At 38.0% G+C, this 14,288-nt stretch carries 12 protein-coding genes; 6 read left to right on the top strand and 6 right to left on the bottom strand.

Features of this window, described 5'->3' with window-relative positions; genetic code table 11:
• Positions 1–81: 81 nt before the first annotated feature.
• The 3 genes from rprY to AC0UMU_RS09540 all read right to left on the bottom strand — a co-directional run bounded on the left by rprY (position 82) and on the right by AC0UMU_RS09540 (position 4,786).
• Positions 82–792, bottom strand: coding sequence for a response regulator transcription factor RprY (gene rprY, locus AC0UMU_RS09530; RefSeq protein ID WP_009317155.1), 711 nt, complete (start codon positions 790–792; stop codon positions 82–84).
• Between the two features lie 2 nt (positions 793–794).
• Positions 795–2,357: a sensor histidine kinase gene (locus AC0UMU_RS09535; RefSeq protein ID WP_009317154.1), complete on the bottom strand. Its 1,563-nt coding sequence runs from the start codon at positions 2,355–2,357 to the stop codon at positions 795–797.
• Between the two features lie 272 nt (positions 2,358–2,629).
• A complete protein-coding gene (locus tag AC0UMU_RS09540; RefSeq protein ID WP_009317153.1) occupies positions 2,630–4,786 on the bottom strand; it encodes an elongation factor G2 in 2,157 nt (718 codons plus the stop codon).
• Positions 4,787–4,968: 182 nt separating this feature from the next.
• On the opposite strand from AC0UMU_RS09540, the gene hemW reads away from it, so the two are divergent.
• From hemW to AC0UMU_RS09555, 3 genes are all read left to right on the top strand, one after another.
• Entirely contained in the window at positions 4,969–6,096 is a 1,128-nt protein-coding gene (gene hemW / locus AC0UMU_RS09545; RefSeq protein ID WP_009317152.1) for a radical SAM family heme chaperone HemW, read from the top strand.
• Positions 6,097–6,337: 241 nt separating this feature from the next.
• Positions 6,338–7,237 (top strand): DUF2156 domain-containing protein, encoded by a 900-nt coding sequence (locus tag AC0UMU_RS09550; RefSeq protein ID WP_022599592.1) that lies wholly within the window; start codon positions 6,338–6,340, stop codon positions 7,235–7,237.
• 12 nt (positions 7,238–7,249) lie between these two features.
• Positions 7,250–8,263, top strand: a complete 1,014-nt coding sequence (locus AC0UMU_RS09555) for a GNAT family N-acetyltransferase (RefSeq protein WP_278715733.1) — start codon at positions 7,250–7,252, stop codon at positions 8,261–8,263.
• Positions 8,264–8,272: 9 nt separating this feature from the next.
• Here AC0UMU_RS09555 and AC0UMU_RS09560 read toward each other — a convergent pair whose 3' ends face one another.
• From AC0UMU_RS09560 to AC0UMU_RS09570, 3 genes are all read right to left on the bottom strand, one after another.
• On the bottom strand, positions 8,273–9,205 hold the full coding sequence (locus AC0UMU_RS09560; protein ID WP_009317149.1) for a YeiH family protein: 933 nt from the start codon (positions 9,203–9,205) through the stop codon (positions 8,273–8,275).
• 3 nt (positions 9,206–9,208) lie between these two features.
• Positions 9,209–10,069: a prolipoprotein diacylglyceryl transferase gene (lgt, locus tag AC0UMU_RS09565; RefSeq protein ID WP_009317148.1), complete on the bottom strand. Its 861-nt coding sequence runs from the start codon at positions 10,067–10,069 to the stop codon at positions 9,209–9,211.
• A gap of 170 nt (positions 10,070–10,239) precedes the next feature.
• Positions 10,240–11,136, bottom strand: a complete 897-nt coding sequence (locus tag AC0UMU_RS09570; RefSeq protein ID WP_022599588.1) for a diaminopimelate dehydrogenase — start codon at positions 11,134–11,136, stop codon at positions 10,240–10,242.
• 240 nt (positions 11,137–11,376) lie between these two features.
• Between AC0UMU_RS09570 and AC0UMU_RS09575 the strand changes: the two genes are divergently transcribed.
• The 3 genes from AC0UMU_RS09575 to AC0UMU_RS09585 are packed head-to-tail and all read left to right on the top strand — an operon-like array spanning position 11,377 to position 14,255.
• On the top strand, positions 11,377–13,014 hold the full coding sequence (locus tag AC0UMU_RS09575; RefSeq protein ID WP_009317146.1) for an ABC-F family ATP-binding cassette domain-containing protein: 1,638 nt from the start codon (positions 11,377–11,379) through the stop codon (positions 13,012–13,014).
• An 11-nt stretch (positions 13,015–13,025) separates the two neighbouring features.
• The gene (locus AC0UMU_RS09580; protein ID WP_009317145.1) at positions 13,026–13,436 is read left to right on the top strand and encodes a secondary thiamine-phosphate synthase enzyme YjbQ; all 411 of its coding nucleotides are present in this window, start codon (positions 13,026–13,028) and stop codon (positions 13,434–13,436) included.
• A gap of 27 nt (positions 13,437–13,463) precedes the next feature.
• Complete coding sequence (locus AC0UMU_RS09585) at positions 13,464–14,255, top strand: 4Fe-4S binding protein (protein ID WP_022390710.1); 792 nt, start codon at positions 13,464–13,466, stop codon at positions 14,253–14,255.
• Positions 14,256–14,288 lie beyond the last annotated feature (33 nt).

A 14,288-nucleotide genomic window follows, 5' to 3' on the forward strand; every position in this document is an offset into this window, starting at 1 on the left:
TTACCGAAATAAACAATAGCAAAAGGGGCTATCCGACTTTTTGGACAGCCCCTTAATTAAATTGTTGATATAAAACTTTCCTTATTTAGTCTTGACTTCAATTTCCGGAGCAATGAGTTTATACCCTTTACCGTGGATATTGATAATTTCGATCGAAGGATCATCTTTCAGGTGTTTACGTAATTTAGTGATGTAAACATCCATACTGCGGGCATTGAAATAATTGTCATCGATCCATATTGTTTTCAATGCAAAATTACGTTCCAAAATCTCATTTACATGAGCGCACAAAAGACTTAGTAATTCTGATTCTTTTGTCGTCAGTTTGGTTACTTTATCACCGATAGACAAAACTTGTTTCTGAGTATCGAATGTAAAGTTTCCGATTTTGTACATAGTAACTTCTTTTCCTTTTTTCCCTTTTACCCGGCGCAAGATAGCTTCAATTCTGAATACCAGCTCTTCCATACTGAAAGGTTTGGTAATATAGTCGTCTGCACCGATTTTGAATCCTTCGAGAATATCTTCTTTTAACGATTTAGCAGTCAAGAAAATAATAGGTACTTCGCTGTTTATGGTACGAATCTCTTGAGCGAGAGTGAAACCGTCTTTTTTAGGCATCATTACGTCCAGTACACATAAATCGTATTTACCTTTTAAAAAGGCTTTATATCCGCTTTCTCCATCTGAGAAAAGATCCGCTGCATAACCTTTTGCTTGCAAATATTCTCTTAACAACATGCCAAGATTTTCATCATCTTCGCACAGTAATATACGCAATCTTTCTTCCATAATTATTTGTTTTTTATTAGAGGTAATATAATTATAAATTTTGTTCCTACATTCAGTTCGCTTTCTGCACGGATTGTTCCGTTCAGATCGTGTATGATCTTATGCACATATGCCAGCCCTAAACCGAATCCTTTGACATTATGCACATTTCCGGTCGAGACACGGTAGAATTTTTCGAATATCTTTTTCAGGTCTTCTTTTTTAATACCTATTCCATTGTCTTGAATCGATATTTCGACCTTATCGTTGTCTAAAATACGGGTTCGTATGAATAAAGACAACGGAACATCCTCCCGTGCATATTTTACTGCATTGTCCAATAGATTGAAAATTACATTCGTAAAATGCATTTCATCTACTTTTACCCATGCATCTTCAGCTTCGAGATCGGCTTCTATCGTACCCCCGTATTTTTCAACTTTCAGTTTGAATGTGCTCATTACGCTGGTAATAATGCCGTTGACATCTACCGTATTGAGTTTCATCATAGTTTTTTGTCTTTCGAACATAGACATTTGTAGAACTTTCTCTACCTGAAAACGAAGCCTTTTCGTTTCATCGTTTATAACACCCGATATATGTTGAAACATCTGAGGACTTTTAGCTACTGCCGGATCTTTCAGCATTTGTGCAGCTAAAGAAATCGTAGAAATCGGAGTTTTAAATTCATGAGTCATATTATTGATGAAATCATTTTTCATTTCAGTCAATTTCTTTTGCCGGAATGCTGTTACGATAGTAAAAATAAAAGTAATCAACATTACCATCGTAAAAGCAAAAGAGGGGATCATGAACCGTATCGAACTGAAAATATAATCGCTTTTTGTCGGAAAGTATACTTTCAAATAATTAAGTCGGTTCGGCGGATCGTTCGGAAAAAGAATCTGAGTGAATAATGCCGATTCTTTTTGGGGCGCATATTCTGGAGTATTATAAACCGTTTTTCCGTTTTTATTGATAATTGCATATTGAAATGGGATGTTCAATCCGTTATTTTGCAATTCCGATTTCAGATAATTTTCGATCTTTCTTGCATCGACCCGCTCCATAATCGGTTTATTGCTGGCTGTACTTAAAATGTTAAGTATTACCTCATCCAATAATCCCTTTTGATAAAGATACTGTCCTTTCAGCATCTCTTGCATCCCTCTGTATGTTTTAGTTATCGAGTTATTGTCCTCTTTAGGAGTAACTGAAACTTTAGGTTGCATCATTATCGTGCTCGTCAGTTCTTTAAAGCTGAAATTTGATACTGTGCCGTCAGGAGAAACAATAGAAAACTGGTGGTGTGTTGAAATTACATCTTTACCTAAAGTTTTACTAGTACCCCGTTCGAATGAGAGCAGACGCTTCTGCGTTTCCTCAATATCTTCGGCCAAATAACGTTTTGTTTCATCTTGTTCTAAAGTTGTCGACACATCGTATAGGCTGCGTTTTACCGCTTCGGAAAATTGCTCGTTCCTCATCCTCACCATATTTTCCATATAGCTGATCTGCATATAGAGCAACCCGATAAAGGTAAGTGCCATAATTGCTGCCAATAACCATATTGTCGATTTCTTCATAATCGTTTATCCGGTAAATTATTTTTTATAGAGCTTGATTCAGTAATTTTTTTTGAATTTTGCCCTTCATTCCCCAATATTTTCAACATTTTTATTAGATAAACAACCTTGTTCGCTTTTTGTTTAACAGAATAATGAATTTTTTTAGGAATTCTCTGTTTAACATTTCAGTGCGAATTTAACATATAAATGTTTACAAACAAAAAGTCGTCAAGCTATTGACGACTTTTTATTAATATTTAACAATATCACTGTTTGAATTTTCAATATCATTATTCTGTACCTTGTGAGGCCTCATATGCTTTCAGCAATTTTTCTTGAATGTCGGACGGAACTAATTCATATGATGAATATTTCATTGTGAAAGATGAACGACCTCCGGTAATAGAACTCAGTGAAGTAGAGTAAGATGCCATTTCTTTTAAAGGTACTTTGGCACTGATTTTTTCAAAACCTTTTTCACTCGACATTCCCATGATGATTGCCCGGCGTCCTTGCAAATCACTCATGACGTCACCCATTTTATCCGATGGAACTAAAACTTCAACATCATATATAGGTTCTAGAATTTTAGGTCCGGCATTTTTGAATGCTTCGCTGAACGCATTTCTTCCGGCTAAACGGAATGAAATCTCATTAGAATCTACAGGGTGCATTTTTCCGTCATAAACACATACTCTGACATCGCGGGCATAAGAGCCGGTTAGAGGCCCTTGTTCCATACGGTCCATTAGTCCTTTTAATATAGCTGGTAGAAAACGTGCATCGATAGCACCGCCTACAATACAATTAACAAATACGAGTTTACCTCCCCATTCAAGATCGATTACTTGAGTATCCCGTACATTCATCTTATATTCTTGATTATTGAAACGGTAGCTTTCCGGAGCAGGCATCCCGTCGTAATAAGGTTCTATAATTAAATGTACTTCTCCGAATTGTCCAGCTCCACCCGATTGTTTTTTGTGACGATAATCTGCTCGGGCAGCTTTAGTAATCGTTTCACGATAAGGAATTTTCGGCTCTTTATATTCGACAGCTATTTTGTCGTTATTTTCAATACGCCACTTTAAAGTTCTTAAATGAAATTCTCCCTGTCCCGAAACTATAGTTTGTTTCAGTTCTTTAGATTGTTCTATAATCCAAGTCGGATCTTCTTCGTGCATTCGGGTAAGAATTTCACTTAGTTTTTCGGCATCAGCTTCATTAACCGGTTTTATGGCTCTTTGGAATTTCGGATCTGGGTATTTTACGAAGTCAAATACATACTCGCAATTTTTATCATCGAGTGTATTTCCTGTGCGTACATCTTTTAGTTTGACTGTCGCACCGATATCTCCGGCAACCAGTTCTTCTATTTTTGTTCTTATTTGTCCGCATACGCAGAACATTTGGGCGATACGTTCTTTTGTCCCGCGATTGATATTTTGCAGGTCGTCTCCTTCCTTTATAGTACCGGACATTACTTTAAAGTAAGAGACTTCACCGATATGGGGTTCTACTGTTGTTTTGAAAAAATATAAACTTGTGGGGCCTTTCGCATCGGGAGCTACTTCAATACCATCAGTTGTGACCGGTTTGGGCATTTCACTTACAAACGGGACTACGTTTCCGAGAAATTCCATCATTCGGCGCACTCCCATGTCTCTTAATGCACTGACACAAAATACCGGAAACATACTACGGGTAATTAGACCTTTCCGAATACCCTCACGCATTTCATCTTCGGTCAAGATTCCTTGGTCAAAGAATTTTTCCATGAGTCCTTCATCATTTTCGGCTGCAGCTTCTATTAGTTTCTGATGCAGGTCTGCTGCCTTTTCTTTTTCTTCGGCAGGAATCTCCAGAACTTCAGGAGTTCCGCCTTCCGGTTTCCATTTATACATTTTCATTTTCAGAACATCTATCATTGCGTTGAATGACGCCCCGCAGGAAATCGGATATTGTATTTGTACTATTTTGTTTCCGAAAGATTCTCGGAGTTGTTCTATGGTGTTGTCGTAATCGGCTTTTTCTCCATCTAATTGATTCATCGCGAAGATTACCGGTTTATGCAAAGTCTCGGTATATCGAAATATGTTTTGAGTACCGACTTCAACACCGTATTGAGAGTCAATAACAATTACACCGGTATCGGTAACGTTGAGAGCAGTAATAGCGCTTCCAACGAAATCATCAGACCCCGGACAGTCGATGACATTGAGTTTTTTCCCTAAAAATTCGGCATAAAAAACGGTGGAAAACACAGAATAACCATACTCTCGTTCCACCGGGAAATAGTCTGAAACCGTGTTTTGAGCATCTACGGTTCCTCTACGTTTTATAACCCCACACTCGAAAAGCATAGCTTCTGCAAGTGTGGTTTTCCCAGATCCTTTACTACCCAATAGGGCGATGTTTTTAATCTCATGAGACTGATATACTTTCATAACGGTCATGATTTAAGGTGAGACAATCAGTGATTTCCCTGTGAATTTTTCACAGAGCGTTCGCAAATTATATAATTAAAATGAAAAAAGCAATCTGCCGCACTGTGTTAGAAAACAGTGTTTTTGAACACTGATCATTTTTGTTCTTTAACTTCTGAAAAATATTATCTTTGTTTATAATTATGGCAGGACTCTATATACATATTCCTTTTTGTAAAAAACGTTGTATTTACTGTGATTTTTATTCCAGTATCGATATGTCTCAGAAAGAGAGGTATATTCGGGCATTAAGTAGAGAATGGCAAGGCCGGTGTACGGAATTGGGAAATGTAAATATCGATACGGTTTATTTAGGTGGCGGAACACCGTCACAGTTGTGTATTTCAGAATTAGACTCTTTGTTCGATAGTTTAATCGGTATTGATTGGGGACAATGTAAAGAAGTTACTATCGAAGTTAATCCGGATGATCTTACAAAAGATTATGTCGGAGGGCTTGTGTCATTGCCGGTGAACCGGATTAGTATGGGAATTCAGAGTTTTAAGGATTCAGACCTTCTTTTTTTAAATCGGAGGCATACCTCTTTGCAAGCTGTTAATGCAGTAAAATTGTGTCAAGATGCCGGGTTCGAAAATTTGAGTGTCGATTTGATATATGGTTTGCCGGGCCAGACATTGGAGTCTTGGGAACAAAATGTAAAAAAGGCTATAGCCTTGAAAATCCCTCATATATCGGCATATAATTTGATTTATGAGGAGGGAACGGGGCTTTCAACATTATTGAGAAAGGGAAAAGTGCGGGAATGTGACGAAGAGCTTGCTTTACAAATGTTCGGATTATTAATCGATATGTTGGAGCAAGAGGGTTTCGAACATTATGAGATTTCTAATTTTGCCTTGCCCGGACGCTATTCGCGTCATAATACTGCATATTGGCAAAATGTACCTTATTTAGGTATCGGGGCTTCAGCTCATAGCTATAACGGTTATACTCGCTCATGGAATGTGCCCGATTTGAGGCAGTATTGCGATAAAATAGAATCGGGAAATATGGCATATACTTTAGAACAATTGTCTTTTGATGATCTGTATAATGATTTTGTCCTGACTTCTTTACGGACAATGTGGGGACTTGATCTGGACAAAGTCAAGTTTTTGTATGGAAATGACCGTTATATGTACTGTTTACAACAAGCCTTGATTCATATCCAATCCGGCAATTTGATTATGTCAGGGAAGCATTTACGCCTTACCCGGAAGGGCCTTTTTATTTCCGACACGATTATGTCAGATCTTTTTTATGTTGATTAAAAAAGGCTGTTCGATCTATTTTATTAGGGATAGGATAAAATTGGTTTTCAAAAGATTCCAAATTATTTAATCGTATTTTAACATGATAGAGAGGAGATGAGAGGCATTGTGCATCATTTGGAATCGGGTGGCTCGTTAATAATTTTCTATAAAATTTGAACGGGCTTTTGTTGCGATTCAACAATTCATCATAAATTCGTGTTATTAAAAAAACGTATGAATAATAAGTAAAGAGAAACAGATGATACCTTTTAAACCGATTACTTTGTCCGATAAGAAAGAAATAACAACATATACGTTATCCAGTAATTCCCGGAATTGTGATTTTTCTTTTGCTAATATGTGCAGTTGGCGTTTTTTGTATGATAGCGAGTATGCCATTATTGACGACACGTTGTTGATACGCTTTTATATAGAAGATCGCCGTCCTGCATATATGATACCGTTGGGGAACGGATCGTTGGAAAAAATGATAAATTTATTAGACGATGACGCCCGTTCTATGGGACATACACTTTGTTTGTTGGGAATAACTCCGGAAGCTAAAAATCAGCTTGAAAAAATTCTCCCTGGCAAGTTTCGTTTTATCCCTGAACGAGATTATTTCGATTATATCTATTTACGTTCCGATTTAGCGTATTTAGTCGGTAAGAAATATCAGCCGAAAAGAAATCATATTAATCGATTCCGGCAAGAGTACGATAATTATCGTTATACCCCTCTTACATTGGATATAATTCCGCAGTGCCTCGAATTGGAAACAAAGTGGTGTAAAGAGAATAATTGTTCAGATAATGAAGATTTGTTGAATGAGCGCCGTTCAATGACTTATGCACTGCAACATTTCGAAGAACTAGGTATTATGGGAGGAGCTATTTGGGTAGGAGGTGAGATCGTGGCATTCACTTTTGGTGCGCCTATAACCCATGATACTTTCGGGGTACATGTTGAAAAAGCCGATACGGATATTGAAGGAGCTTATGCCGTGATTAATCAAGAATTTGCTCAACATATTCCAGAACAATATATTTATATTAACCGAGAAGAAGATTTAGGTATTCCCGGATTGAGAAAAGCCAAATTATCTTATCATCCGACTATCTTATTAGAGAAAAATGTTGCAATTCTTCATCATGTATAAAAATAATTTTTTATGATTGATAAACAGCAAGTCGTCGATTTATGGCAAGAATGTTTCAATGATTCTGAAGCGTTTGTCCGGCTCTACTTTTCTACGAAGTACACAGAAGAAAACACTCTTGTGCATATTGAAAACGGGAAAGTACTGTCGGCTTTACAGATGTTGCCCTATTCGATGACTTGTTGGGGGAGAGAACTTCGTATCTCTTATATTTCCGGAGCTTCGACTTGGCCGGAAGCAAGAGGGCGGGGACTGATGAAAGATTTGTTGACAGAAGCTTTTAGAGTAATGAGATCGAGAGATATTCATTTCTCTACACTGATTCCGGCAGAATCATGGCTTTTCGATTTTTATAGAAGACTCGGTTACGGGACGGTTTTCTATTCTTGTATGAAGAATTATGAAGTTACCCCTATCAAAAAATACCCTTTGTCTCATAGTTATTCTGAAGAAGAACTATATGCTTATTTTATGATTTCTATGGAAAAAAGACCGTGTTGTATTCAACATTCTTTTCAAGATTTCCAGATTATTCTTGCAGATTTATATCTTGCGGGTGGAAAAGTATTTGCGGTTTCCGGAGATAGAGGGCATATAGGAGGATTGGCCTTAGTCGTTCCGGATTCCGGAAAGGTTTGGATAAAAGAGTGGATGTATGATAATGATGAAATGAAAAAAAAGCTGCTTTTCGAAATAGAATCTCTCTATCCCCGACATGAAATTGTTTCGATCATTCCGGTTTCGCATGAAGAAGGGACTCCTTTCGGTATGATGAGGATTATCGACGCTTCTATGATTTTGCAGTATTATGCCGCGGCATATCCGGAAATTGATATGACTATTTCTCTTAGGGATGAACAGATACCTTCGAACACGGCAACTTATATATTAGAAAAGGGCTTTTGTAAGAAAAAGCCCTTTCAATGCGACAATGTCGGTTTTATATTTTCACCGGCAAAACTTGTTGAGAGAATATTTTCTAATAAATCTTGCCCCGTTCCATGTATGTCTTTAATGTTGAATTAGCGACAGAATCTAAATATATAATACGACGGTAAGACTCATCAGCCCTATAAATATCCACAACATAACTCCCTGCACAAGTGGTTTTATACCTACATGTTTTAATACTTGACGAGACAATCCCGCTCCGATAAGAAATAGTGTGACAGTCAGACCTTTCTTGGCTGCCCATACTATACTGCCGCTGATATTCTCGGGAATGGACAGATAAGTATTAGCGATCATGGCTAATACGAAAAAGAGAATAAACCAAGGAATAGATACCTTATTCGATTTTTCTTTGAAAATAAAAGTCGTAACAAATGCTAACGGTATTATCCAGAGAGCTCGGGTAAGCTTTACCATAGTGGCGACTTCAAGGGCTTTTTGCCCGTATGCTGCTCCTGCACCGACAACAGAACTCGTATCATGTATGGCTATTGCCGCCCAAAGTCCGAATTGTTCTTGAGTCATGTTTAACAAGTGTCCTATCGGAGGAAAAATAAAAAGGGCGATAGCATTGAGGATAAATATTGTTCCTAAAGACACCGACATTTGATTGTCATCTGCACGAAGCACCGGAGCTACTGCAGCGATGGCACTACCTCCGCATATTGCAGTTCCGGAAGAAATTAAATAAGAGGTTTTCTTATTTACGTGCAACCATTTTCCGATCAAAAATCCGATGATCATAACCGATGCTACCGAAACGATAGTAAAAATCATGCCTTCTTTCCCTGCCTGTAATGACTCATGAAGGTTCATCCCGAAACCTAACCCGACAACCGAAAACTGTAATAAATATTTAGATGTTTTTTTGCTGAATTTGGGATAGGGTTGTCCTAATGTCAAAGCGAACGCTAATCCTATAAATAATGCGATTGCAGGAGTGACCTGTGGTAAAAGACACACTAAAAATAATACGATAAACAAAGGCTTATCGTATTTCTTGAAAAAATTGTTCATATTCTATTTCTGTTTAGGCTTAATATTTTCAATACGGCCGGAAACAATTGGTTGTTTCATAGCTCTGATAGCCAAATAGATACCGGCTAAAACAAATGGAATGCTCAATAACTGTCCCATATTGAGTATCATATTTTCTTCAAAATCTTCTTGATTGTTTTTCAAAAACTCGATACAGAATCTGGACAGGAAAATTCCGATTAAAAACACTCCGAAGATAAGTCCCGGACGGTCTCCCGCATTCCGTTTCCAATACATATACATCAATAAAATAAAGACAATAATATAACATATTGCTTCATATATTTGAGTAGGGTGGGATGGAGCAGTGAAAATCGGTTCTGCACCTAAATAGTGCCATTGATGAAGGTTTTCAATAAACCGGAATCCCCACGGCAGATCGGTCGGGTGACCAAAGATTTCATGATTCATCAGATTTCCCGTACGTATAAGCGCACCGACAAGGGCAACCGGAATTACGAGACGGTCGAATGCCCATAACGGATTGCGATGAGTTACTCGCTTGGAATAGATCAATAAAGCTATAATGATACCGATTGCACCGCCATGACTGGCAAGTCCGCCTTCCCATATTTTAAAAATATCTAATGGATGGGCTGAGTAATATTCCCATCCGTAGAAAAGGCAATGTCCGAGCCGTGAACCTATGACTGTCGCGATGACTACATAGATAAAGATTTTATCGCACCATCCGGCAGGGGCATTGTCATGCTTGAATATTTTATCTTCGATTTGGTATCCTAACAGAAAACCGATGGCAAAAAATAATCCGTACCAACGTATTTCTCTTGTAAAAATAGTAAAGATTGCCGGATCGACAGTCCAAGTGACAACATCTAACATCTGATCGTTTGTGTTTGATTTTGTAAAAAAAGCCTTGTCAATATCTATTTTATTGACAAGGCACAAAGGTAAGAATATTTTCGTAAGAATTTATATTTTAGTACCCGTATAAATTTATACAAGTCAGATTTGAAAAAAGCAAAGATGACTTGATGATATTTCCTTATTTCTTACACAAGATGTTTGATCAAAGTTTCTCTGTCACCGTAAAGCATATCGATAACAGGTATTTCGATCATAGTATAGCATCCCGGTTGTTGAAGTAATGAAGCTCGGGCTACACCGACCAGATTTTGTGCGGTCAAAGCCGGATTATTGATTTTCATATTGAATTCGAAAAGCTGGTTTTGGGTAGTTCCCGATACACCTTTACGGGTCATGTGTACTCCATGTCCCATATCGAGAAGTGCATTGACGTCTTCTACTTGCATGACGTGCGTTTCGTCATTTATAAAATAGGCATCGTTTTTGATAGCTTTAGCAACTTCTTCGAATTTGTAACCGTCTTTCAATTCGATATATACCATTCGTCGGTGGATTCCTGTTCCGAGAGGAATTGTCATAGATAATGCGGCTTTTACGCCTTCTACGGCTTTTACGGCAACAGTGTGTCCCATGCTCATTCCGGGGCCAAAGTTTGTATAAGTGATGCCTTTAGGAGCACAAGCTTCCATTAAAGCACGGACGATCGAGTCACTGCCCGGATCCCATCCTGCTGCTGTAATCGATACGGAGTTATGTTTTTTGGCGATAGCGTCGAGTCGGCTGCGTAAATCTGCGATTTGTGTATGAATGTCGAAACTGTCTACAGTATTGATACCTAAGGATAAAGCTTTGATTGCAAAATCTTCGACTTTACGGGTTGGAGTACACAGAATTGCGACTGCAACGTCTTGAAGGTTTTCTATGCCTTCGACAACAGGATATTCTCTTAGTTCGTCCGGAACGTTGTTTGCATCTCGGCGAACGATACCTGCTATTTCAAAGTCTGGTGCAGCTTGTAAAGCTTCCAAAACGTATTTCCCGATATTACCGTATCCTACGATAGCTGCTCTTATTTTTTTCATTTTGTTATCTGTTTATATATTTATCTTGAAATATGCTACTAAAACACTGGCAAAGATAGATATTTTCTTTATAGTACGAAATAATTTGGGCTTTACTGTATTGGTTTTAATTAATTTTTTTATTTCGTGAGGTTGAATATCGACATTCGCTTTTTGTATTTTAATCCGAAAGCAAGGAATTTTCGATCTTTTTATTTAAAGAGTTATAGTATCTTTGCATTTTAATATAACAATAAATATATGATTTCTGTTGACGGGCTGACCGTAGAATTTGGAGGCACGACACTTTTTCAAGATGTCTCGTTTGTAGTTAATGAAAAAGATCGCATTGCTTTAATGGGAAAAAATGGTGCGGGAAAGTCCACTTTGTTGAAAATTCTGGCAGGGGTGAGGACACCTTCCCGTGGAAGTATTTCAGTACCTAAAGATACGGTAATTGCATATCTTCCCCAGCATTTGATGACTGATAACAAGCGAACTGTATTTGAAGAGACATCGCAGGCCTTTTCTCATCTTTTTGAGATGGAAAAAGAGATAGAGCGACTTAATAATGAATTGGCTACTCGTACCGATTATGAGTCTGAGGAGTATTATAAGCTGATAGAAGATGTTTCTTTATTGAGTGAAAAATTTTATTCGGTAGATGCGACCAATTATGAAGAAGATGTTGAAAAAGTATTGTTGGGATTAGGTTTTAATCGATCCGATTTTTCCAAATCCACTTCTGAGTTCAGCGGAGGTTGGCGCATGCGTATCGAGTTAGCTAAGTTGTTGCTGAAGCGTCCGGACATTCTGTTGCTCGACGAGCCTACCAATCATTTGGATATCGAGTCGATACAATGGTTGGAGAATTTTCTTGTTTCGAATGCGAAAGCAGTAATCGTAATATCTCACGACCGGGCTTTTGTAGATAACATTACTACTCGGACAATAGAAGTAACTATGGGGCGTATTTATGATTATAAGGTAAATTATTCGAAATATCTCGAGTTGCGGAAAGAACGGCGAGAACAACAGCAGAAAGCTTATGAAGATCAGCAAAAAATGATTGCTGAAACAAAAGAGTTTATCGAACGTTTCAAAGGGACTTATTCCAAAACTTTGCAAGTGCAATCTCGTGTGAAGATGTTAGAAAAACTCGAACTGGTCGAAGTCGATGAAGAAGATACCTCTGCTCTGAAATTACGTTTCCCTCCTTCTCCCCGTTCGGGTAATTATCCGGTAATTATAGAGGATGTTTCGAAATCATACGGTAACCATACTGTATTTTCGAAAGCTACGTTGACTATCGAAAGGGGAGAGAAAGTTGCATTTGTCGGGAAAAACGGTGAAGGGAAATCGACTTTGGTCAAATGTATAATGGGAGAGACGAAGTTTGATGGAACACTAACTCTCGGGCATAATGTAATGATCGGTTATTTTGCCCAAAATCAAGCTTCTCTATTGGATGAGGAACTCACAGTTTTTCAAACGATAGATGATGTTGCCAAAGGGGATATACGAACAAAGATAAAAGATATATTGGGTGCATTTATGTTCGGCGGTGAGAATTCTGCCAAAAAGGTAAAAGTGCTTTCCGGCGGTGAGCGTACCCGTTTGGCAATGATTAAGTTATTGTTAGAATCTGTGAATCTGTTGATCTTAGACGAGCCGACGAATCATTTGGATTTAAAAACAAAAGATATTCTTAAAACAGCTCTTAAAGAATTTGACGGCACATTGATTGTCGTTTCTCATGACCGTGATTTTTTAAATGGTTTGGTGGATAAAGTATATGAATTCGGGAATAAGCGAGTTATAGAACACTTAGGAGGAATATACGATTTCTTGGAAAAGAAAAGAATCGATAACTTGCGTGAGCTGGAACGAAATAATTAATATATTATGTTATGGTAAAGCAAAATTCTTTTTGTCTTCCTGCTTTCAGACGAGGTTTTCATCTGATTACTTCATTGGTAGAAAAGGAACTTCCGGAATTGCCGGAAGAAGGGCTGTTGAATTTGTTCATACAGCATACTTCTGCAGGATTGACTATAAATGAGAATGCCGATCCTTCGGTTCGTACAGATTTTGAGCGATCGTTCAATCATTTAATTCCGGAGAATCAGTCCTATTATACGCATGTATTGGAAGGAAGCGACGATATGCCCGCTCATTTGAAATCTTCTGTGATAGGGGTGTCACTGACCGTTCCTATTCGCAATAAAAAGTTGGCTTTAGGAATATGGCAAGGAATATATCTGTGTGAGTTCAGAGATTATGGAGGCCCTCGTAAATTGATCGCCACAATTTGGTATTAATCAGAAAATAAAAGAAATATATAGCTTATGAAAATATCGGTCGTACATACTATTTTTTTCTCTCCGACACATACATCTTTGAGAATTGCAGATGCTATTGCCGAGGGAATGGGTACTTGTGAACATAAAGAGTTGGATATTACGTATGAGAAACCTGTAAAGAATATTTTAATAGAGGAGGGCGTTGCTGTCATTTCTGTTCCTGTATATGGAGGGCGAGTTGCCGAAACGGCTGTAGAACGCTTGCGTTCGATACGAGGTAATAATATTCCGGCCGTGGTTGCCGTTGTTTACGGAAATAGAGATTATGAAGATGCATTGATAGAGTTACGGGATATTGCAAAAGAGCAAGGTTTCATTCCGGTGTCGGGAGGAGCATTTATCGGAGAACATTCGTACAGCCGTCCGGATCGTCCGGTTGCTGAAGGACGCCCGGATAAAGCGGATATAGATACGGCTTTTGCATTCGGTTCGAAAACAGCAGCTTTTTTAAATGATTGGTCGGGGGAGTTTATTGATTTACAAGTAAAGGGAAATTTCCCATATAAGGTAAAAGGAAATAAAACACCTCAAACTCCGGTTACGATTTCAGAACTTTGCACACAATGCGGATATTGTATCGAAATATGCCCTACACAGTCTATTGAATTGCAAGATGAAATTGTAAGTGATCCGGAGTCGTGTATCAAGTGTTGTGCTTGTGTTAAGGAATGTCCTAATCAGGCAAGAGTGTTTGAAACACCGTTTACCGATTATTTGTTTAAGAATTTTTCATCTCGGCGTGATCCTGAATTGTTTTTTTCTTATCGGAAAATTTAAACAGACTTGAAAAATAAAATCTCCTTATTGAGT

This window comes from Coprobacter fastidiosus (genome assembly GCF_982245605.1).